The 22,667-nt window shown below is 66.6% G+C and carries 13 protein-coding genes and 1 pseudogene; 10 read left to right on the top strand and 4 right to left on the bottom strand.

The genetic code is table 11. From position 1 onward, the window contains the following. Positions 1-23 precede the first annotated feature (23 nt). On the bottom strand, positions 24-1,451 hold the full coding sequence (locus AC1DWC_RS03220; RefSeq protein ID WP_477906100.1) for a T3SS (YopN, CesT) and YbjN peptide-binding chaperone 1: 1,428 nt from the start codon (positions 1,449-1,451) through the stop codon (positions 24-26). 239 nt (positions 1,452-1,690) lie between these two features. Here AC1DWC_RS03220 and AC1DWC_RS03215 point away from each other — a divergent pair, with 239 nt between their 5' ends. The 4 genes from AC1DWC_RS03215 (at position 1,691) to AC1DWC_RS03200 (ending at position 5,260) form a co-directional block, all read left to right on the top strand. Further along, positions 1,691-2,254 carry a M15 family metallopeptidase gene (locus AC1DWC_RS03215; protein WP_477906098.1) on the top strand — a complete coding sequence of 188 codons (564 nt, stop codon included), beginning with the start codon at positions 1,691-1,693 and terminating at the stop codon, positions 2,252-2,254. A 98-nt stretch (positions 2,255-2,352) separates the two neighbouring features. Further along, complete coding sequence (locus AC1DWC_RS03210) at positions 2,353-3,036, top strand: phosphatase PAP2 family protein (protein ID WP_477906096.1); 684 nt, start codon at positions 2,353-2,355, stop codon at positions 3,034-3,036. 80 nt (positions 3,037-3,116) lie between these two features. Further along, complete coding sequence (locus AC1DWC_RS03205; protein ID WP_477906094.1) at positions 3,117-3,836, top strand: response regulator transcription factor; 720 nt, start codon at positions 3,117-3,119, stop codon at positions 3,834-3,836. Next, positions 3,833-5,260: a sensor histidine kinase gene (locus tag AC1DWC_RS03200; protein WP_477906092.1), complete on the top strand. Its 1,428-nt coding sequence runs from the start codon at positions 3,833-3,835 to the stop codon at positions 5,258-5,260. Before AC1DWC_RS03205 ends, AC1DWC_RS03200 begins: the two co-directional genes overlap by 4 nt. A 34-nt stretch (positions 5,261-5,294) precedes the next feature. Here the strand turns inward: AC1DWC_RS03200 and AC1DWC_RS03195 are convergent, their stop codons facing one another. The 3 genes from AC1DWC_RS03195 to AC1DWC_RS03185 form a co-directional block, all read right to left on the bottom strand. Beyond that, on the bottom strand, positions 5,295-5,876 hold the full coding sequence (locus AC1DWC_RS03195; RefSeq protein WP_477906090.1) for a T3SS (YopN, CesT) and YbjN peptide-binding chaperone 1: 582 nt from the start codon (positions 5,874-5,876) through the stop codon (positions 5,295-5,297). A gap of 162 nt (positions 5,877-6,038) precedes the next feature. Continuing rightward, a complete protein-coding gene (locus tag AC1DWC_RS03190; protein WP_477906088.1) occupies positions 6,039-6,797 on the bottom strand; it encodes an HD domain-containing protein in 759 nt (252 codons plus the stop codon). Positions 6,798-6,828: 31 nt separating this feature from the next. After that, on the bottom strand, positions 6,829-8,172 hold the full coding sequence (locus AC1DWC_RS03185; RefSeq protein WP_477906086.1) for a T3SS (YopN, CesT) and YbjN peptide-binding chaperone 1: 1,344 nt from the start codon (positions 8,170-8,172) through the stop codon (positions 6,829-6,831). Between the two features lie 269 nt (positions 8,173-8,441). Between AC1DWC_RS03185 and AC1DWC_RS03180 the strand changes: the two are divergent. From AC1DWC_RS03180 to drmB, 6 genes and pseudogenes are all read left to right on the top strand, one after another. Beyond that, positions 8,442-8,564: pseudogene (locus AC1DWC_RS03180) on the top strand (transposase); the annotation flags it as partial. Between the two features lie 1,171 nt (positions 8,565-9,735). After that, complete coding sequence (locus AC1DWC_RS03175) at positions 9,736-10,842, top strand: DNA cytosine methyltransferase (RefSeq protein WP_477906084.1); 1,107 nt, start codon at positions 9,736-9,738, stop codon at positions 10,840-10,842. A 424-nt stretch (positions 10,843-11,266) separates the two neighbouring features. Then, a complete protein-coding gene (locus AC1DWC_RS03170; protein WP_477906082.1) occupies positions 11,267-15,880 on the top strand; it encodes a DEAD/DEAH box helicase in 4,614 nt (1,537 codons plus the stop codon). Between the two features lie 14 nt (positions 15,881-15,894). Next, on the top strand, positions 15,895-17,694 hold the full coding sequence (locus tag AC1DWC_RS03165; protein ID WP_477906080.1) for a UvrD-helicase domain-containing protein: 1,800 nt from the start codon (positions 15,895-15,897) through the stop codon (positions 17,692-17,694). Positions 17,695-17,744: 50 nt separating this feature from the next. Then, a complete protein-coding gene (locus tag AC1DWC_RS03160) occupies positions 17,745-20,924 on the top strand; it encodes a helicase-related protein (RefSeq protein WP_477906078.1) in 3,180 nt (1,059 codons plus the stop codon). Further along, positions 20,921-22,660 carry a DrmB family protein gene (gene drmB, locus AC1DWC_RS03155; protein ID WP_477906076.1) on the top strand — a complete coding sequence of 580 codons (1,740 nt, stop codon included), beginning with the start codon at positions 20,921-20,923 and terminating at the stop codon, positions 22,658-22,660. The genes AC1DWC_RS03160 and drmB overlap by 4 nt, the downstream gene beginning before the upstream one ends. Positions 22,661-22,667: the final 7 nt, after the last annotated feature.

Below are 22,667 nucleotides of genomic sequence, written 5' to 3'. Positions count from 1 at the left end.
TGCTCCGACGGGCCGGCGGGCGTCTACACCGGGTCGTCGAAGAGGGTGGCCTCCGGCGCGGCGTGGCCGGGACCGGTCGCGTCCTTTGCGGCGTCGGCATCCTCGTCGTCGAACAGTTCCATCTGCCCGGGTACCTGCGGGTGCGAGGGCGGCCCGGCCGGGGCGGGCAGTGCGACGAGGCGAAGCGCGGCGCGCAGTGACTCCAGGGTCGCCGCCCAGGCGTTGGCCTCGTGTTCGCACGCCGCGACGTCCGCCACCTCGCCGTCGGCGCGCGCGGCGTCCGCGGAGTCGACCCACTCGATCTGCTGCTCGGACGTGATGCGCATGAAGTCGAGGATGGTGTCGCGGTCGCGTCCGCAGATCTCGGCGACCGACGCCGCGTCCAGGGTGCCGGAGCCGTTCGGGTCCAGCTGCATCAACGTCAGCAGGGCCGGCGGGAGCGGCTCCGGCGCTTCTGCCTCCGCTTGGTCGGCGTCCTCGTCGTCGAGGTAGGCGTCGTGGTCGAAGTCGTCGGCGGCGGACGCGTCCGGTGAGTCGTCGTCGGAGTCGTTGCAGCCGAACAGGACACCGTCGAAACGGTCCGCGAACTGCTCGTCGAAGTTCTCGAGGAATCCGGTCAGCCGAGTGAGCATGTCGCGCAGGTGTTCCGGGACGAAGGGGGACGCGACGATGTCGATCGTCGCGTTCACCTGGTCCTCGCGGAGCACCACCTTGACGTAGGGCGCGCAGGCGTTGAGGTCCCCGATGAGTTCCGAGGTGCGGGTGCGCCCGCTGATCCGGGAGAGCAGCGGCACCCAGATCCGCAGGATCCGGTCCTGTGCGCGCGGGATCAGGAAGACCAGCCGGGACCCGATCCGGATCACGTAGTCGCCGTCCTCGTCGAGGGTGGGCGGGTTGCCGGTCAGGTCCTCCGCCACCGCGGACACGATCTCGCGCAGATGCGCGTCGTCGCGGGGGACGACGGCCGTCATCGGGTCGTGGTAGCCCGGCTGCTGGACCGTCTCCTCGGCGGAGATGAACGCCAGCGTGGCGGGCCGGCCCGTCGTCTGGGCGGCGAGGAAGCCCGGGTGCGGCACGTCCCACACCTCGCGCAGGACGGTCACCGAGCGGGCCGCCCAGTCGTCCAGCTCGTTCGCGGGCAGGCCAGTGTAGTGGGGGTCCGTCGCCGCGTCGAGCGGCGGCTGCCAGCCCAGGTCGGCGAGCAGGGCCTCGCCGTCCGCCGTCATCGTGAGCAGTGCGCCGTGACCGCTGTTGTGGGGCACCTCGCAGGCGAGGAACCCGTCGCCCCGGCCCAGGAAGTCCAGGTACGCGGGGTTGTCCGCGATCGCGCCCGCCGGCGTCAGCACCAGGCGGTCGCCGTCGCGCATTTCCCGGAGGTGTGTCGCGAGGCTGGCCGCGAAGTAGGTCCACGCGTGTTCGACGGTCTGGTCGAAACCCTTGAATTCAGACATGGTCTCCACCTCATTCTGATCCCCGATGGCCCAGTGCATTCGGCGCCGCCAGCGTCACGTGTTGTGACCAGAACACGTTAGCGCGCAGTGCCGACACGGTGGGGCATAGTGGCGCGGTGATTGGAGCGTGCCTCGAGTCGCCGGACGTCACCCGGCTCGGCAGGGACGGTGACGACTTCGTGGCATGACGGTGGCGCCGCGGCCGACTGGCCGTGACACTGGACCGCTTCGGTCGAGGCATGAAGAAGAGTCCTCCTGCCCGACAACTCGTTCCGCTGCTCGCGGTGGCGGCGCTGTCCGCCGCCTGCGCCGCCACCGAGGGCGCCGTCGCGGTCGTGGCGCCGCCGCCGGCCGCCGCGCATCCAGGGGAGACCGGCCGGATCGCCGACGGCGACCGCGTCACTCCGTTCGACGTGCAGGTGCCCGCCGTCGGCCGCCTCGATCCCGCATTGCTGACGGCGATCCAGGCGGCCGCGCGGGAGGCCCGGGACGACGGGGTGAGTCTGTTGGTGACCTCGGGCTGGCGTTCCGCCGACTACCAGCGTCAACTGCTCGGCGACGCCGTGTCCGTCTACGGCAGCCTCGACGTCGCGCGGCGTCTCGTCAGCACGCCCGAGCTCTCCCGGCACGTCGCGGGCACCGCCGTCGACATCGGCCCGACTGCGGCCGCCGACTGGATGATCCGCTACGGCGCCACGCACGGGTTGTGCCAGGTGTACGCCAACGAGATGTGGCACTTCGAACTGATCGGGTCCGCAGACGGCGGCTGCCCGGAGCAGCTGCCCGACGCCTCGGCCGGGTGACGCGTGCGACAGCCCTGTCACGACATCGTGACAATCCGTGTCCGGGGTGGCGCGCTGTTGCGTTGGCGTCGTGACAGGGCGTCGGCAGCCTCGGTGGCATGAACATTCTCAACCGCCGTGTCCGTGTCCGGTTCCGGCCCCAGCGGCTGTCGGCCGCGTTCGCGCTGGGCGTCGCCGGCCTTCTCGTATTCGGGCTCGCCGTCCGCACCACCGGGGGACAGGTCGTCGACCAGGCCCTGATGGTCCGCGCGTCCACCTCGTCGGCCTCCGGGTTCTCCGCCGTGTTCGCGGGGATGATCGTCCCGTTCCTGCTCGTCGGTGGCGTGCTCGTCGTGCTGCTGGTGATGATGGAGGAGCAACCGGTGCGGCTGGCCGCGCGGGTGGCGGTCGTCACCGGCGGACCGATCGTGACGGCCTGGTGGCTCAAACGGTCGCTGGACCGGCCGAGCCTGGACGGGCTGGTGATGCACAACTCGTTCCCCAGCGGCACCCTCACCGCGGTCGCCGCCGTGGGCTGCACGGCGGTGCTGGTGACGCCGCGGCGGTGGCGGCCCGTGGTGCTGGTGAACACGGCGCTGCTCACGATGGGTACCGCGGTGACGGTGGTGGTGCTGCGCTGGCACCGGCCGAGCGACGCCCTGGGGGCGTTGCTGATCGTCGGCTGCTTCACGCTGATCGCGTCCGCGGTCACCACCACCCATGCGTCCGACAGCGTTCCCGAGCCGCTCAGCCCGCTGGCCGATCCCCGCCAGGAACGGCTGACCGTCGACGGCCGGTGGTGAGCGTGCCGGGGGTTCGGTGTGTGGGCGGCGGTAGCATCGTGACCAGCGGCAGGAGCGCACTCGACGAAGGTGGCCGACACGTGGCAAGCATTCTCCTCATCGAGGACGACCCGGCCGTGGCCGAGGCCATGCGGCTCGGGCTGAGCAGGCTGGGGCATCACGTCCGGCACCTGGCGGACGGCAACACCGACCTGTCGCCGGAGATCGCCGAGACCGACCTGATCCTGCTCGACCTCGGGTTGCCCGGCGCCGACGGCTACGAGATCTGCCGCCGGGTGCGTGCGATGAGTGCGGTGCCGATCGTGATCCTGACCGCCCGCTCCGACGACGTCGACACCGTCGCCGGCCTGGAGGCGGGTGCCGACGACTACGTGGTGAAGCCGGTGACGCCGCGGGTACTCGACGCCCGGATCAAGGCGGTGCTCCGGCGCACCGTCGTCGCGGACCCCGCCCCGTCGCCGGCGGCCGAACCGCCCGCTCCCGCTCCCGCGCCCGTCGCCGCGAGCGGTGCGGTCCTCGACATCGACCGGCGGTCGCTGCGGGTGCGCCGCAACGGCGTCCCGATCGCCCTCACCCCGACCGAGATCCGGCTGCTGCTGGTGCTGTCGGAGAATCCCGGGCAGGTGCTCAGCCGCCGGCAGTTGCTCGCGTCGGCGTGGGACCAGGACTACCTCGGCGACTCCCGGCTGGTGGACGCGGCGATCCAGCGGCTGCGTGCGAAGGTCGAGGACGACCCTTCCGAGCCTCGGATCGTCGAGACCGTCCGCGGGTTCGGTTACAGATTCATGCCGTCCCTGTGAGATTCGGGCTCGGGGGACTCAAGGCCCGGTTCGTCCTGGTGTTCGTGATCGCGGTGGCCGTGGTGGCGGGGTCGACGGCGGTCGCGTTGGCGATCGCCGCGCGATCGTGGGTGTACACGAATGCGCAGGACGTGGCGATCGCCGAGTTCCGGGACGACATGGCCCCCCTGTACGGCGCGCAGGTGGACACCACGGACCCGGCCAGGCTGGAACGGTTCGTCCCGGGCGACGTCACCGCAGTGGTGGACGGGCAGGTGGTGCGCCGGGGTTCGGTCGATCCCTCGCAGATCAGCGCGAGCTTCGCCGCGGGACTCGACTCGGTGCGGCTGGTGCGGTTCCAGCGGCTCGACTCCCAGCGGATCCTGCTGGGCATGTCGTTCGAGGTGGCGAACACCGCGTACCCCGGGGCGGGGCCGGAGCGGGAACTGGTGAAGGCGTACGCGATTCGGCCGCTCGTCGGGGTGCAGGAGAAGTTCGACAGCCTGATCCGGATCGTCGCGGTGACGCTGACGGCCGGGATGGTGATCTGCGGGCTGCTCGGCTGGTGGATCGCCTCGACGCTGGTGCGGCCGCTGCGCCGGCTCGACGACGCCGCCGCGCAGGCCGCCGCGGGTGACCTGGACGTGCGGCTGCCGGAGGTGGGCGTCACGGAGCTGGCCCGGGTGACCGAGACGTTCAACGAGATGATGCGCCAACACGGTTCGGCGATCACGCGGCTGACGGCGTCGGAGTCGCAGTCGCGCCGGTTCGTCGCGGACGTCTCCCACGAGCTGCGGACCCCGTTGGCGGCGCTGGTGCCGGTGGGGGAGATCCTCCGCGAGGAGGCGGACCGGCTGCCCGCGGACACCGGCGCGGCTGCCCGGATCGTCGGCGAGGAGATCGACAAGCTGGCGCGGCTGGTCGAGGACCTGATCGAGATGTCGCGGCACGACGTGGGCCGGGCGCGGCTGGACCTGGCGGACGTGGACCTGACGGAGTTGGTGCGCGGCACGCTGACCGCGCGGGGCTGGGAGGACCGGGTCCCGGTGTCGGCGTCCGTGCCGGTGCCGGTGCGAGGGGACGCGCGCCGGCTGGAGATCGTGGTCGCGAACCTGGTCGGGAACGCCCTACGGCACGGCGCCGACCCCGTCGAGGTGCGCGTGCGGCGGGAGGCCGACGAGGCGGTGGTCGAGGTGCGTGACCACGGGGTCGGGGTGCCGGAGGAGCACCGCGCTGAGATCTTCGAGCGGTTCTTCAAGGTGGACACCGCGCGTGGGCGCAGCGAGGGCAGCGGGCTCGGGCTGTCGCTGGCGCTGGAGAACGCGCGGCTGCACCGCGGGACGATCGACGTCCGGCGGGTGGCCGACGTCACCGTGTTCACGCTGCGGCTGCCGCTCGATCCTCCGACGGGGCGTGAGGTGACGAGCGGGCCGCGCGACCGGTGACCCGCGCGGAGTCCCGGTCGCGCGTGGCCGTTGCTTACTTGCTGGCGTTCACCGCGGTGATGTCGAGGTGGCCCTCGTCGGTGTCGCCGCAGTCGCAGTCGCAGTCGTCGCCGCAGCCCCCGCAGCCGCCGGCGTAGGAGTCGTCCTCGGTGTCGCAGTCGAGGGTGCCGCCGAACCGCGCCGCGAGCTCGTCGTCGAGGTCGTGGGTGAGCTCGTGCATCTCGTCGACCAGGTTGATCAGGTGCTGCGGGGCGAACGGCTCGGCGTCGAGGATCGTCGAGACCAGCAGGTGGTCGTCGCTGAACACGAAGCGCAGGCGCGGCCACTCGAGCGCGAGGTCGGTGAGCGCCTCCGCGGCGCGCGCCCGGTCACCGAGGCCGGTGAGGATCGAGGACCACACGTGCAGCTGCGGGCCGTCGTCCGCGACCGTCACGTACACCACGAAGCCGTGGACCGGGATCGCGATGTCGCCGTCCTCGTCGACGTCCGGCTCGCTGCCCAGCAGCTCGGCCAGGGTCCGCAGGCACAGCGCGTGCAGCTGGTCGTGTCCGTCGGTGGCCACCGCGAGCTCGCCGTCGATGCGCAGCAGCTGGTCCTGGGAGTCGAGCTCGGTCATGGTTCCCCTGTCCGGCGCCGGTCCGGGATACGGGCCAGTCGTCGATGTCGGTGGTGGGCGTGTGTGGGTCCACGGTATCGCGGGGGCCGGTCGAGGCGGGGGTCGGGCGAGGTGACGGGCTGGTGAACGAAAGGGGAGGTGGGCCCGGTGCGGTCCGCACGCTCAGGACAGGCGCAGCCGGATCCGGTCGAGGTGCTCGCGGATGCGGCGGTGGCCGTCCTCGCTGACGGGGATCGGTGTCTCCGCGCCGTCGAGGCTGCGCCGGAAGATGTCGACCAGTGGCAGGTACTTCTGCGACAGCCGCTCCCGCTTACCCTCGTCCGCAATGTGGTGGACGCTGCCCGCGTTGTCGACGTAGTCGGAGAACTTGACCAGGAACACCTGCGGCTTGCCGAGGACGCCCTCGACGTGGTCGGCGTAGAGGCGGTTCTTCTCGGCGCCGGACAGGCCGGCCGGCTTCGGGGAATTCGTCACGGCCTTGACGATCTCCGCGACTTCCGCGCCGAATCGCTCGCCGAGCAGCTCGAGCGCGGCGTTTTGCAGCCCGACGGCGTCGAGGTCCTCGTCTGGAGAACCTCCCAAGATGTGGATGAGGTCCGCGGGGTGGTCCTCGACGGTGTCGTGCAGGGCCGCCGCGGCGAGGGTCGCGGGGTCGGTGCAGCCGTAGCGGATCAGTCGCAGGGTGTTCCGCAGCGGATGCGCGATATATGGCTCGATCGGCCGCGTGGCGTTGCCCGGTCGGGTGTCGTCGAGATGCACGACCTCGGCCACGTCCATCGCCTGGCACAGCAGGTCCGTCGGGATCTGCTGTGCGGCAGCTTCCTTGAGTATCGCGAGGGCGAGCAACGCCGCATCCATGTCGGAGAGGTCGAGTTCGCGGAGCGCCGCGGTGGTGGTCAGCTGTCGTGGGGATGCCGTCATACAGGTCCTTGCTTGTCACTCGTCGGGTAGGTCAGGTCGGATCGTCGAATAGCGTCGGCTCGGTCGGGTTGCCGAACATGTCCGGCCGGTGGGGCTCCGGCGTCGGATCGGGTGCGCGGTGTCGGCCAGGCGAGTCGACCAGTCGCAGAGCCGCCCGCAGGCACTCGGTGGTCAAGGACCAGCCTTTGGCCTCGCTCTCGCAGAGTTCGAGGTCGTCCTGGTTGGGGGACCGGCGCGCCGCCTCCGCGTGGCCGAGCCACTCGGCCTCCTGCTCGGAGCTGATGTGGATGTACTCGAGGAGAGTGTCGCGGTCGTAGCCGCAGGCCTCGGCGACCCGCCGTGCGCCCAGGGCTCCGGCGGCGTCCGGCCCGAGGTCGATCACCGCCATCAGGCCGGGAGGGAATTCCGGTTCACACTCATGCTCGACCATCTCCTGTGGGTGCCGGAAGGTGACAGTGCCGAACCGGGCCGCGAACTTCTCGTCGAATGTGGCGAGGAACGCAGGCATGCGTCCGAGCATGTCTTCCAGGTGCCGTGGGACGAACGGCTGCGCCATGACGTTGATCGACGCGCACAGTCGGTCCTCGACGAGGACGAACTTGATCAGCGGCCACTCGGCGTTGAGCTCGGCGACGATCTCCGCGGCGCGGGTTCGGTTGCTGATCCAGTGCAACAGGGGAACCCAGATCTGCACGTAGGGCTCGGCCGGGTGTGCCTTCACGAACACGGCCATCTTCTCGAACCTCAGCTCGAAGTCCCCGTAGGCATCGACGAACGGAGGATCCTCGGAATACCGGGCGAGGAACTCGCCGACGAGTTCGCGGAGGTGGTCGCGATCGCGCGGGAAGACGATTCCTTGGGCCGCTTCGGTATTGGGTTGCGGGTCCGGTGCAGCAGGGAGGTCGTCCCGGGAGTAGTTGGCAGTGAACGGAAGTTCGGCCGGTCGGCCCGCACTGCCGGCCCGAAGGAAACTCGGATGCGGCACGTTCCACACCTCACGCAGCGCCGTCACGGACATCGCAGCCAACTGGTCCGCCCGTCGTCGCGGCTGGGCGACCCAGTAGAAGCGGAGTCCCTCGCCGTCGCTCGACCGATCGGAAAGCGCCCAGCCTAGGTCGACGAGTCGAGTCTCGGCAGCGGCGGTCGGTGCGTGCCGAGTCTCGGAGACGCCATTCGCGGGCACCCAACACGACACTCGGTCGTCGTTGACGAGGAAGCGAACAAGTGCGGCGTGGCCGTCGCCGGTGCCGGGTCCGAGCGACTGCAGGACGAGGGAGGCAGTGGTGTCCATTGCGCCGAGGTGGTCGGCGAGGCCGGACTGGAAGTGCTGCCAGGCGTGATCGACGGAGTCGTCGAAACTGTCGAAGTCGGACATGAGCCACCCTCTCGCGGTCGGACCGCGGTCGCCATCGTCACCGAATCCGTCCCCCGACGTGGTGCGCAATCACGATATCGCGGGGCACTGACAAATCAGTGCACTCCCGACTTCCGGGTTGCCGCAACCGGCCTTCCGTCACGGCTGCAGGCACCGTGACGGAAGGTTGGATTGTTGCCCAGGCCGCAAGGTTGCGGTTCGGGACTGCCCCCGGTTTGGTTGACATCTGATCTGTGAGGATCACTCCTCACGATGGAAGGATGCTCCCCATGCCGAAACCGTTCCCCGAGGAGTTCCGCCGCGACGTCATCGCCGTCGCCCGGAAGGGTGAGGCCCCGCTGCGTCAGATCGCCAAGGACTTCGGAATCTCCGAAGGGTGCCTGCACCGCTGGCAGCTCGTCGACCTCAAGCGCAGTTGTTGGCTCGGCATACAGGTGGTCGTTGGCGGCCGGCGGGCGGCCAGCTCGGCAGATCTCACCGTATTGCTCTTGAGCCAACCTGCGTACGCCTGACCGAAAATAGGAACCGGGCACGCGCTGATTCGCGCCGGGTTCGAGGTAGCGGCTCCCATTCTTGAAGGCGACGGGAACTTCGAACGGAGAAAAATTGGTGATCGTGCAGGAGTAGCGGTCGCCGATCTTCGAGACCGCGCCGACGATCCCGGTTCCGAAGTACTCCGGGGTCTCGATCGCACCACCGGAACGGCGCTTTCCCCGGTAGTAGACGAACTGTTCACCGGGCTTGATCAGGTTTTGGTACCGCGCTGGGTACTCGTAGACTTCGCCCGCAACATCGGCGTAGTCGTGTCCGGAGAGATTCACTTCATTCTGTGCGAGGACGAGCGGCATTTGTTCCCTTTCGGGGATCGAAGGCGGTTTGGTGAATCCAGGCCTGCTACCGGAACTTGAGGGTGAACGGCGGCGAGAGGTCGGGGGATAGGGGTTTGAGCTCATGACGTTTGTGTCGCCTGCGTGGAGTCGAGGCGCTGGTAGCCGACTTCTGTCGCAGCGCGGGGCGATGGTAGTTGCAGGGGATGTTCTGGATCTTGAGGGCGGTGGCTGGTTGGCTTCTAGCGTCCATTCGCGCGGGTAAACGAACTCTGTGCCGAGATGGAGAAGCCGTCGACGATCGAGTGGAGGTAGACGTATTCGGCCCTGGCAACTGACCCGGTCGCGGAGGCTGTACTCGCTGCTGGCGCGGTGGATATTCACCATGTGGAGGGCATTGGCTGGAGATCGCGGCCGCGGCGGTGGTGTGGGCAAACGGACGGTCCGCGTCTCGCTGCGGAGTCGAAGGCTTTGAGTGGGTGTCAGTGGGGATTACGCGTGAGACACGCGGGTTTCCCCAGAGTTCTTGGCGAGTTGTCGCAGTTCCCATTTGCCGACGGAGGACTGCGCGATGAGTTACCGACGCGCAGTTGCCGATTCACCAACCTCATGGACCACAACATGTAGTCCCCGTTGGTTCCTGGGAAATCAGCAGGTCACATCGCCTGCAGCGGTGGGGTCGACCGTCCCCGCCGGCGTGCGGAGCTGTCGGCGGTGCGCTATAGAATCCGGCACCATGAGTGCTCTGCAGTACCCGTCCTTCGACGTTGCGAACCCCCGTATCGTGGATCTGTTCGCCGGGCCGGGTGGGCTGGATGTGGCCTCGCACTGGCTTGGCGTTCCCGTCGAGGGCGTCGAGTGGGACGTGAACGCGTGTGAGACTCGAAAGTTGGCCGGACTTCTCACGACCGAGGGCGATGTCCGTGACTACGGACCGGAAGACTTTCCAGAGGCGAATGTGCTGGCCGGCGGCCCGCCTTGCCAGACTTTCACGGTGGCTGGCTCGGGGACGGGGCGTGGGGCGCTCGATGTGGTTCTCGCGCTCGTCGAGATGTTGGGGGCGGGCAAGGGAGACGAGGTCAAGGCCGTACTTGAAGGTCTCGAGGACGAACGCACCGGCCTGGTCCTCGAACCACTGCGGTGGGCGCTAACGGCACTCGACAACGGCCAGCCGTACGAGGCGATTGTTCTCGAACAGGTCCCGGCGGTGCGACCGGTCTGGGACGCGATGGCGGACGTGTTGGGACGGCATGGCTACAACGTTGATGTGGACGTCCTCCGCACAGAGGAGTTTGGTGTGCCGCAGACCCGTCGTCGGGCTCTTCTCGTTGCTCGGCTCGGGGAGCGGGTGGCACTTCCGCCGCAAACGCATCGTGAGTACCGAAAAGGCGTAGCTCGTGACTCAGGGCACGAGTTTCTCAAGCCATGGGTGACGATGGCGGATGCTCTCGATCACCGCGGCCGATTCGAAGTGATATCAAACTACGGTTCGGGGGGCATCCCCACCGCTCGCGGCCGTAGGGAATCTGACCAGCCGGCCTTCACGGTCACCGGCAAGATCTCGCGAAACAAGGTCGTGAACAAGGGTGATGGCAGCATCGGCAGGTTTTCATCGAGTGAGGCCGGCCAGCTGCAGACCTTCCCCGCTGACTATCCCTGGTCTGACACCGACACCGCCCAGCAGATTGGCAATGCAATACCGCCTCGGCTTGCCGCGCACGTCCTCGCTGCTGCACTCGGTGCGGCTGAGCCGTTGAGCGCGAACTTCTTGGAAGAAGCGGTCAAGGGAAGCTGGTGGACGCAGCGACGTTCGTTCTCGGAACAGGTCGTTTCCGTCGGATAGTCGCCGCCGTGGCCCACAACTTTCTGAACACGTGAATCGAAACGTGAGCAAGGCGGGACGGCGGTCTTCGAACAGGCCCGCGGGCTGCCGTACTTGAGCGCCCGCCGGTGGGTCTTGCTGAACCTGAGGCGCGAAACTCAGAGTTGCTGAGGGCGTCGGTGATAGTACCCCGGTGCACATCTTCGCGTGACGGATGGGTTCCACCTCAAGGCGTCGGTCCTAGGGGCCAAAATGCTCCGCATACTGTGCATTTCGAGTCAGTCGAATGAATGACTGCCACTTGTCGGTGGCATGTGGCAATGTTCGTGGGCTCGGCACCGGGCGCCCGAAATGTCTGTGACAGCGGGCGCTCGATGCGTGACATTCCGCAGGCGGCACACGGTCGGGGGCGGTTCGTTGAAGACCGTGATATAGGGGTAGACAATTGGCAGAAAATTGGGCGGGGCCGAGCGGGCCGCTGGCCGACCATGTGCGTGAGCAGACCGAGCAGTGCCTCGCTGCTTATCGGGCAAAGCCCAACTTGATCGAGCAGGACGCTGGGATCGAGCTTTCCAACGTCGAGGGTGGCTACGGGCGCAAACAGCTTCACGAGCTGGTGCAGAACGCCGCGGATGCGATGGTCCAAGGCCACGGCCGGATCGCACTGGTCCTGTCGAAGGGAGTTCTCTACTGCGCGAACGAGGGTATGCCGCTGACTCGCATCGGAGTTGAGACTCTGATGGCTTCACACATCTCCAGAAAGCGTGACGAGGAGATCGGAAGGTTCGGCCTGGGGTTCAAGTCTGTTCTCGGGATCTCCGACGCGCCGGAGATCATCAGCCGGGACGTCTCCGTCCGGTTCGACCGCGCAGCGAGCGAAGAGATGGTCCGCAACATCAATCCAGGGGTGCCGCGTACTCCGGTTCTGAGGATCGGCTTCCCTTTCGATCCCATTGAGGCAGCCGGGTCGGACTCGCTCCTCGCGGAATTGATGGAGTGGGCATCCACTGTCGTGCGGCTCCCGCTCAAGGACGACATGGACTGGCTCGGAGAGAAGTTGCTGGAGTTCCCGGCTGAGTTTCTGCTGTTTGCCGAGCATGTGGATCGGATTGATCTTCGAAACGAGGATTCCGGGGTCCGGCGGGTGTGGAATGCGGAGCGCAGTGGAAGCCGTATCTCGCTTGTCGCCGGTGAGGAACGAGACGACTGGGATGTCTTCCGCGCCCGGCATCAGCCGAGCGAGCTGGCCCGCAAGGATGCTGGTGAGATTTCGGGGCGTGGTCAAGTCGATTTGGTGTGGGCAGTGCCGCAGAAGCGTCGCACGCGGGTCGGTTCCTTCTGGTCATACTTCCCGACGAACTCGCAGACCACACTTGCGGGGATCGTGAATGCGCCGTTCAAGACCAACGAGGACCGTCACGACATCCTCGATGGGCTGTACAACCTCGAGATTCTCGCCCTGTTGCCTGACTTAGTCAGCGCAAACTTGGGTGAACTCGTCGACTACCAGGATCCGGGATCGGTCCTCGATCTCCTTCCGAGCCGTGGGCGTGAGCGCCGCTCCTGGGCAGAGGACGCGATCAACGAGCCGATCATGAAGGCTGTTGCACTTGTGCCGTGTTTGCCCGACATGGACGGGCACCTGGTTCGACCGGGAAAGGTCAAGCTTCAGCCTGCATTCTTGTCTGAATTCGCCTCCTGGAAGCCTCGCTGGGAGGCAGTGGACGGGCGTCCGTCTGACTGGGTGCACGGATCCGTCGATCGCACGACCGAACGTCGGGCTAAGGCGGAACGCCTGCTCACGTCGGCTGGTTCGAAGGCGCGGGGTGTGGGGGAGTGGCTCCACGATTTGGCGGCGAGCGCAGGGGTCGTGGGGTCGCAGGAAGCTGTCAAGCTAGCGGTGTTGGTCGATCGTGAGGCCGCCGACCACATGGTCGAGATGCGAAGGTCGTCGTTCATTCTGGCGGCTGACGGGTCTCTGCGGACCCCCAGCGCCGGCACGATCTTCCTCCCCGAGTCTGGGGACGAGCAGGGCGCTGCCTACGTCCACCCTGATGTGGCGGCCAACCCTGATGTCGCTCAGGCGTTGGCAACGTTGGGCATCGGGCGGCTCGATCAGCTCGGACGCCTCCGTGCCCAGGTGGCGCGCATGCGCGACGCGACGGTTACCGGCCCGATGGTCGAGGAATTGTGGAATCTCACCCGTGGTCTGCCGGTCCAGGAGGCCGGGACTGCCCTGGCGATCGGCTTTGGTGACGGTGGCACACCCGTCCGGACGTTGGCCCGAAGGGCACAGCGGATCGGTCGTGTTCTGTTGCCGGGCTTGATCGTTCCGGCGGACGGGACACGGGACGGTGCGTTTGCCATCGACACCGCCTTTCATTCGAGGGATCTTGCGTTGCTCCGCCACCTCGGAGCGGTCTCGGAGCCGCCGCTGGAGCGGCCGGAGAAGGACGAAGCATGGTTCGGGGAATGGGAAGTTGCGGCCCGCTCCAGGTACGTGGAGTGGCTTGCTGACCGGGGAACCAGGGTTACCGCGGCCAGGGTCCGAATTGCTACCGGTGTGACCGCTCGCGGTCTCGATCTCGCGGCAGAATTGAGCGAGCAGGGGCGGCTCGCTCTCACGCTCTACGTCCTACGTGTTTCCTCGGCTTCATGGATTCTCGATTCCACGAGCAATGGCGGTCAGTCGGCCATGCCGTTCGCCAATCCCGCGGTCTGGTGGATGAAGCGCCACGGCGTCGTTGAGACTGCGTTCGGCCTCCGGCCTGTCGCGGACGCGTTCGCGAGGATTCCTGGCGTAGCCGACGAGCTGCTGCCAGTTGCGAAGGTTTCGCCGGACCAGTCTGTGGTGCTTGGGCTGAGGGAGCAGCTCGGCACTCAGGAATGGGAGCGAATTTTGTTGCGCCCATGGCGTTTCCTCGATCAAGACCGACTGAACCGGCTCTACGCGTGCGCCGCGGATCTAGCCGCGCCGGTGCCGGAGGAGATCGGTGTGACCCATGCCGCGGCGGCGACATTGGTGTCACCGGAGCAGGCATATGTGACCGTCACGCGGGCTGATTACGACGCGCTCACGGACAGTGGGTATCCGGCGGTGCTCGCGGAGAACGAACGACAGATGTCGGCGCTGATCGAGCGTTGGGGACTGGTCGATGCCCGGGCCGTGATCAGTCGGAAGGTGCTCACCGCCGTGTCGGGCGATGCAGTGCTGCTCGGAGACAAGTTCCCCGGTATCCGGGCCTTTCTCAGCCCTGTACCCGAGGTTGACTTGACTCCCTGCTCGGAGATTTCCGTCGAGCTGGTAGCCGAGGGCATGGCCGGCTCGAATGTGACCGAGCACAGCATGCTTCGCGACGGAGATCGCACGGTGTACTTCCGGGACGACCTCACTGACGAGGAGCTCTTGACTCGCGTAGCCCGTGAGCTGCGCCTGCTCATCACCGACGTCGACCAGCGAAAGATCCACCAGATCGGCGCCCGCAGCGAGGCAAGTCAGCTGAAGAAGAAGGTCAAGGCGGAAACCGACGAGAACCGCAAACTGGTCATGCTGGCCGGTGTCGATGCCCTCGAGAACGAAATTCCGCGTGGCGCCAAGGCGCTCGCCGAGCGTCGCAGGGGCAAGAAACTGACGGACGACGAGGTTGCGGGGATGGCTCGGGCGTCGCGGGGTGCGAGTTTGCTCAGCCGGCTGGCGCCGGCGATCGAAGAGAACGGGGTTCTGCTCCCCAAGCTGTCGGGGGGCGTGCAGGCATCGGCCGCGGTCAAGGAGCTCGGGCTGTCCGCTGACTTCGCCGGCGCGCGAGTGTCTGCTCCCGCAGCGCGATTCCAGGTGATTGGACCGGTCACGCTGCCGCCGCTGCACGACTACCAGGATCGTGTGGTTGACAACCTCATGGAGGTCCTCGGTCCAGATGGGTTGAACCGCGGAATCGTGGCACTGCCCACCGGATCCGGAAAGACACGCGTTGCGGTCGAGGCGCTGATTCGCTACATCAAGGAATCGGACACCGAACCGCTGATCGTGTGGATCGCGCAGTCCGACGAACTCTGCGAACAGGCCGTCGACACATGGTCGTACACGTGGTCGGCCGTTGCGCCGGCAGGTGCGCGTCTCACCATCAGCAGGCTGTGGGGTGCGAACGACGCCGCGCCGGCGGAGGACGGTGCACATCTCGTGGTGGCGACCGATGCGAAGCTGCTCTCACTCAGCAGACGGGGCCAGCACGAATGGTTGACCGACGCCGAGGTCGTGTTGGTCGACGAGGCTCACACGTCTGTCTCGAAGACGTACACCGAGTTGTTCAAGTGGCTGAAGCGCGGAACCAAGGAACGTGATCGCACACTGATCGGCTTGTCTGCGAGCCCATACCGTGGCCGGAACGAGGATCAGACCAAGGGCCTGATCAACCGCTACGACTCGAATCTGTTGACGGATGGAGTCTTCGAGGGCGACCCGCACGCGGTTTTGCAGGACATGGGAGTCCTCGCGAAGGTGCGGCATCAGGAGCTGGAGGGGATGACCCTGACTCCGGGAAAGTCGCGCCGTCCGTCCGATTCGGAGGCGATGCACCTCGACGACTACCGAATCGACCTCAACGAGGTTGCTGCGGACCACGATCGGAACAAGGGAATTCTCGACTCGTTGGAGGCACTGCCCAGCGAGATGACGGCGCTCGTGTTCGCCGCCTCGGTACAGCACGCTCAGGTGCTTGCTGCCGTTCTCGCGAACGGCGGAATTCCAGCTGCGGCGATCGACGGCTACACCCCCGCGCCGGAACGCCGACGGTTGATTCAGAAGTTCCGGGACGGCGAGATCCGGGTGCTCACCAACTACAACGTCCTTTCCCAGGGATTCGACGCACCGAAGGTGGGGGCCGTGTACGTCGCGCGCCCGACGTTCAGCCCCAACCGCTACCAACAGATGATCGGTCGAGGTCTTCGCGGACCCGAGAACGGCGGATCCGAGGAAGTGCTCATCGTGAACGTGCGCGACAACATCGATGCCTTCGGGACACAGTTGGCGTTCCATCATTTCGACGGGTTGTGGAGGCGATAGTGGAAACTGAACACTTGGAACTGAACGACGAGCAGCGAGCCGTCGTCGAAGCCGGCATCGACGAACGGCTGGTGGTGATTGCCGGCGCCGGACAAGGCAAGACGGAAGTGGTCGCGGCCCGGATCGGGTTCCTCGTCGAGGAGGAGCAGCTGTCGGCCTCGACCGAGATCCTCGTTCTCAGCTTCTCCCGTGCCGCCGTCTCCGCGGTGCGGACCAGGCTCGAGACCCGGGAAGTCGCTGCGGCGAACGTGCGGACCTTCGACTCGTTCGCCGGCCAGATCCTGCTCGACGCGGACGTCGAGCCGGTCGGCTCGTTCGAGGCGCGCATCAGGCAGGCCACCCAGGTCCTGAACGAATCCGATGAGACGCCTTTCGAAGTCGAGTCACTTCGGCACGTCGTGATGGATGAGGTGCAGGATCTCGTCGGCGACCGCGCCGATTTCGTGCTTGCCCTCCTTCGCCAGCTGGAACCCGACGTCGGGATCACCGCATTGGGCGACCCGCTGCAGGGAATCTACGACTTCCAGCTCGGTGATTCGAAGAGCAAGACATCGTCGCAGCAGGTCTTCGAGGCACTGGGGTCGGAGTTCGGTGCGACGACAGTCGGGCTCGGAGAGAACTACCGTGCCCGAGGTGCCGATCCCCAGAAGGTCGTTGAGCTGGGCAACCAGCTGCGCGGCATGTCGGATGCGAGCGAAGCCGAAGACGTACTGGACGAGTTCGAGTCGAGTTTGCTCTCACTGGGGGAGCTCGAGGAATGGGCCGACATGCTGTCGGTCGACGGCGCCACTACCGCAGTCCTATGCACAACGAACGGCGAGGTGCTCCGGGTCTCGAAGTACCTCAACGAGAACGGTATTCGTCATGCGGTCCGACGTCAGGCGCAGGACTTCGGTGCCGCCAAGTGGGTAGCCCAGGCTCTGGGCTCGCTGGATGGGACGGTCGTTCGACGGTCCGAAGTCGAAGAAGCCCTCGAGCGGATCCTCGGCGAGGAGCGTGGTGACGACGCTTGGTACCTCCTGAAGGCCGCGGAAGGAAACGCGAAGCAGACCGACGGCCTCAACGTGGCCCGGATCAGGTCCTTGGTCAAATCCGGCGCGGTCCCTCTCACACTGACCGAGCCTGATGCCAGCAACGTCATCGTGTCCACGGTGCACAGGGCGAAGGGCCTGGAGTTCGATAGGGTCTTCCTCGTCGACCGCCCCTACACACTCGAGGACGAGGACCCCTGGTCTGCGGTCCGAGCGCGGTATGTGGCATTGAGTCGGGCACGTGACGAGATTTTCAGCTGCGAGCTTCCGCGGTCGCGGGCTGTGTTCGGCGAAGCAGCGCGGGCATCCGGACGTCTCGTCGAACGAGTCCACAGTGGGGGGACACGCAAGCGGACGCGAGCCGTCGAGTTCAAGTACGCCGATGTCGAGACCGACATTCCCGTCGGTCTCGACGGTGTCAGCGCGCGAAGTGTTCAAGAGAACCTCAGCGCGTCGGACTTGGTGGGGGTGCGGCTTGAGGCAAACCTCGATGTCGGGCAGTCATCGGTCGATTCACCCATTTATGTACTCGACACGGAGGACGGTAGATCGGTCGGACGGACGAGTGAGGCCTTCAGTGAAGCATTTGTGAAGGCGTTTGGGCTTCGCGGCGGAAAGTTCCCGGCAACGCTGCACGGGCTGTCGCTGGTGTCGGTCGAAACCGTCGCAGGAGATCCGCGGCGGTCCCAGGAATTGGACGTCAGCTTTTCTGGATTGTGGCTCGCTCCGAGAGTCATCGGTCTAGCACAACCGGATTGGTCAAACATGGAGGAGATTTCGTGAGTTCATCTCGGGACACGTCCCTGGACGAGAAGTACCGGTTTCGCTCGGAGATGGTGGACGAGCTGGCCCTCGACGTGATCGGGCCGGGCGGAGGCGAGAACGAGGTCATCTCCGAGGCGCCGCTCGACCGCTACATCATCGGTGCGCTGTGGCCCGCCGATGATCTGCGGCAGGAGACGCCTGAGCCGGACGGTGTCGAGGCGGGCGACAAGGAGCCCACCGAGGACAGTCCGGTTGCGCAGGCGCTGATGCGGTATCCCTCGTCAGTGGGCCTGACGTTCTCGGTTCGCCTCGCGGATGCAACTGACATTGTGATCGGCATCGAGGGTGCCCGATATGCTGTTGTGGCCGTTGACGGCGAGGACACGGAGACCAAGAAGAAGCGCTCCAACGACTGGCAGCGGTACCCGCTCGAGCTCGAGCCGGTCACGGTGTCGATCGCGGAGCCCGGGCTGTGCGGGCCGAAGGAGGCCGTGGTCGACGGGCTGGAACTGTACGTGTACGTACGCCCCCCGCGGGACGGCATCTCGACGGTATCCGTCGCGCTCCGCAACAGGAATCGCGCGGTCAAGGGTGAGCTTCGGGACGACAAGGCGTGGTTCCAGATTGGTCTCAGCGTTTCCACTTCGGTACCCGCGATCGTGGACCGGACCAACCACGTCAATGTCGGGAACGACCCCGACCTCGACACCTCGGCGCTGTTGTACCGCAACATGCGTACGTTCGCCATCGGTCACGGCTGCGCGGTGGAATGGGACACGGCCGCCGTTGTCGCAGGGGCGGTAGCCACCGTCGCGACGACCTTCCTCCCGTCGTATGAGGTGTCCCGGGCTCGTCCCGGGCTCCTCGACGAGTCCGTGAACCTGAGAATGTCGTTCCTGGCGGCCGGGTCAGACGACGAGATCATCGCCAGCTTGTGGGCCTTGGCGACGCGCTACCGTGAGTGGATCAAGCGGCTCGAGGGCGACTTGACCTCCGGTGATGCGGACGTCCGCGACGAGTTGCTCGACACCGCCTTCGGTCACGTCGGCGCCGCGCGGACGGCAGCAGACCGGATCGAGGCGGGCATCGACCTGCTCCGCGATGACCCGGTCAGCATGCGTGCGTTTCGCCTGTCGAACCAGGCCATGCAGTTGCAGCGGGCCCGCCAGGACTGGGTGCGCAAGGGTGCCAAAGGCACGGTGGGGGACGGCGCCGAGGACAGGTGGTACCCGTTCCAGCTCGCCTACATCCTGCTGAACCTGCCGGGCCTGGCCGATCGGCATCACCCGGACCGTGACATCGCTGATCTCCTGTGGTTCCCCACCGGTGGTGGAAAGACGGAGGCGTACCTGGGGCTGGTGGCGTTCTCGATCCTGCACCGCAGACTCAATGATCGCGACGCACAGGGTGTGGCCGTGATCATGCGGTATACGTTGCGGCTCCTTACCATTCAGCAGTTCGAGCGGGCAACGATGCTGATGTGTTCCCTCGAGACGGTACGAAAGACCAACTCCGACATCGGTGACCGCCCCTTCTCGATCGGGCTGTGGGTTGGATCGGGCGGCACTCCGAACTCGCTCGACGAGGCTCGAAGGTCCCTTCGGGATCTCGCATCGGGGCGTGAGCTGCAGGAGAAGAACCCTGTTCAGCTCACGCAATGCCCATGGTGCGGAACCCTGCTGGACCACAAGAACTATTCGGTCCTGAAGTTCCCGGATCGGCACCTTCACATCGGGTGTGGTGCTTCTGGCTGCGATTTCGCTGACGGGCTCCCGGTGCATGTGGTCGACGAGGACATTTACCGGGAACGTCCTGAGCTGATCCTGGGCACGGTGGACAAGTTTGCGGCGATGGCGTGGAAGGCGGATGTCGGCAAGCTTTTCGCTCGGGATGGGGTCGGCTACCCACCGAACCTGATCATCCAGGACGAGCTGCACCTGATCTCGGGTCCGTTGGGCTCGATGGTGGGGCTGTATGAGACCGCGGTGGACGCGGCCTGTTCGGTGGACCCGCTGTCCGAGTCCGCGGATCGGGGCCGGCCCAAGGTGATCGCCTCGACCGCGACGATTCGCCGGGCCGAGAAGCAGATCCGGGCCGTGTTCGCCCGGACGGCCGCGCAGTTCCCGCCGCCGGGCATCAACCCCGACGAGTCGTTCTTCGCCGAGCCCGCGCCGCGGGACACCCATGGCACCCGGCAGTACGTCGGGATCATGTCGCCGGCCACGAGTCACGCGACCCTTCTGGTGCGCGTGTACGCGGCGCTGCTGCAGGCGGCCAACGACATCGACGGCGACGACGCCACCCGCGATCCGTACTGGACGTTGCTCGGCTACTTCAACAGCCTGAGGGTGCTCGGCAGCGCCAACCTCCAGGTGGAAGGTGACGTGCGTGAGCGACTGACGGTGGTCGCGAACCGGAAGGGCGCGACGGCGCGGGAACTCAAGCCCGCAAACGAGCTCACCAGCCGGGTGGCCTCCTCCGAGATCCCGGAGCGACTCAAACGGATCGAAGCCACCCTCGCGGACGGCAAGCCGGACGATGTCGTGCTGGCAACGAACATGATCTCCGTCGGAGTCGACATCGACCGCCTGGGATTGATGGCCGTGATGGGTCAGCCGCAGTCGAGCTCCGAGTACATCCAGGCGACCAGTCGCGTGGGTCGCAAGTACCCGGGTTTGGTCTTCACCATCTTCAACGCCGCCCGCTCGCGCGACCGTTCGCACTACGAGAGCTTTATCCCGTACCACCAGGCGCTGTATCGAGCGGTGGAGGCGACGAGTGCGACACCGTTCGCGGCGAGAGCTCGTGATCGTGGCCTGCACGGTGTGCTGGTATCACTCGCCAGGCTGCTCGTGCCTGATCTCGCACCCGACACAGCCGCCTACCTCGCTGACAACAACTGGGACGACCTGCGGAAGATCGCCGACCTCGTCGCGAGGAGGGCCGAGTTGGTGCTCAAGGATCCGACCAAGCTCGCAGACGAGGAAGGCGAGAGAGAGTACGACGACACTGTGCGCCAGATCGACGAGCTGCTGGATGTGTGGTCGGAGGCGGGTGAAGCAAAGCCGAACATGCGTTACCAGAATGTGCGGAACGTCGATGCGGCGCTGCTCGTCGACCCGTCCGACGCCTTGATCAATGACGCCATCGAATACTCCCAGGCCGAGGCGCCGTGGCCGACGATGCGCAGCATGCGGGAAGTCGATGCCGAAAGCGGTCTCTACCAGATTGCGATGAAGAGGAAATGATGAAATCTGACGCGAGCGCGCGCAGGAGCCAGCTGCTCAGCACCTACGGGATCGGCGGGCTGTTTCCGTCCGAGACGACCAGCTACATGATCGCGGGTCTCGACGAATGGAACGAGAACCGCGCCCGGCCGGTCAGCGAGCCGCGGCTCGCGCGCTCACTGCGAGTGGGTGAACTCAAGTCGCCGCCGGCGGGCACGGCCCGCGACGTACCGGTGATCCGGTTTCCCCTCACTCAGGTGTGTCCTAATCGCAAGTGCCGCCGTATCGGGTCGCTGTTCGATCTGGCCAAGGACTGGAATGTCGCCAAGTGTGCGCAGTGCAAGGAGAAGGCGTTGCTGACGCCATTCCGTCTCATTGTGGCCTGCGCGAAGGGGCACATCGACGAGTTCCCCTACTTCCGTTGGTTGCACAAGGGAACCGTGTCGGGGGAGGGCACGACGCACGAGATGCAGATGATTTCCCTCGGGCGGACGTCCTCGCTTGCGGACCTCGTTCTCAAGTGCAGCTGTGGGGTGAAGCCGAAGTCGCTGGACGGGACCTTTGGTCCGAAGGCACTCGCGGAGTTCGGGACGTGCAGCGGGGCACGGCCGTGGCTGGGGGCCGAGTCGCGGCAGGACTGTGCCGAGATTCCGCGGGTGCTCCAGCGTGGTGCGTCGAACGTGTGGTTTCCGGCGGTGCGGTCGGCGATCTCCATTCCGCCGTACTCGGAGGCGTTGGCCAAGTTTGTCGACAAGCATTGGACCGCACTGGAGGATCCCGAGGCTGTCACCCCGAAGCTGATGGAGAACATCGCGAAGTCGTCGAACGGTAAGCACTCGGTCGAGGACATCACCGCGGAGGTGGAACGCCGGCGTGGCGCGGAGGAGGACTCCGACCTGAGCGAGGACGCATTGCGGCGCGACGAGTTCAGCGCGCTGATGTCGGGTCGGGAGCAGACCGGAATCGAGTCGGACTTCGTGTGTCTGCCGATGCGGCTGGACCCGTCACTGCCAGATCTGGTGACGGAAGTCCGAAAGGTCACTCGCTTGCGTGAGGTGCGGGCGCTGTACGGGTTCTCCCGGCTCGACGGGGTGACCGAGCTCGGCGCGGAAGGCCTGTGCGACCTCTCCCGCAATCGCAGGCACTGGCTGCCCGCGATCGAGGTCATCGGTGAGGGAGTCTTCGTTGGACTCGACCGCGCGAAGCTCACCGCGTGGGTCGAGGGTCCCTTCGCCCAGGGGCGACGGAAGTTCCTGCAAGCGGCGGCCGATCGGCGTGCGGCCGAGTTCGGCCGAGTCGAGGCGCCGAATGTCGACATCGCACAGGTGGCGGTGCACACCCTCGCCCACGTGCTCATCGACCAGCTGTCGCTGGACGCGGGCTACCCGGCCGCATCGCTGCGGGAGCGCCTCTACGTCGACGCCGACATGGCAGGCATCCTCGTGTACACGGCGAGCTCGGATTCTGCAGGAAGCCTCGGGGGAGTGGCGTCCCAGGCCGCTGCGGAGAGCTTCGCGACCATGCTGCACGAGGGTCTGACTCGGCTCTCGTGGTGTTCATCGGACCCGGTCTGCGTCGAGTCGACGGCGTCCGGGACCGATGCGCTCAACCTGGCGGCCTGTCACGCGTGTGTGCTGGTCCCGGAGACATCGTGTGAGCTGAACAACACCTTCCTCGACCGGGCGCTGCTGTTCGGCACCCCCGAGAAGGGCCAGGAAGCCGCGGGGCTCTTCAGCGCCGTCGTCGCCGCGGGTTGACCTGATC

This window comes from Rhodococcus sp. P4_C10 (genome assembly GCF_056402135.1).
The sequence above is the reverse complement of the archived record's forward strand: the minus strand, read 5'-3'. Positions and strand labels throughout refer to the sequence as shown.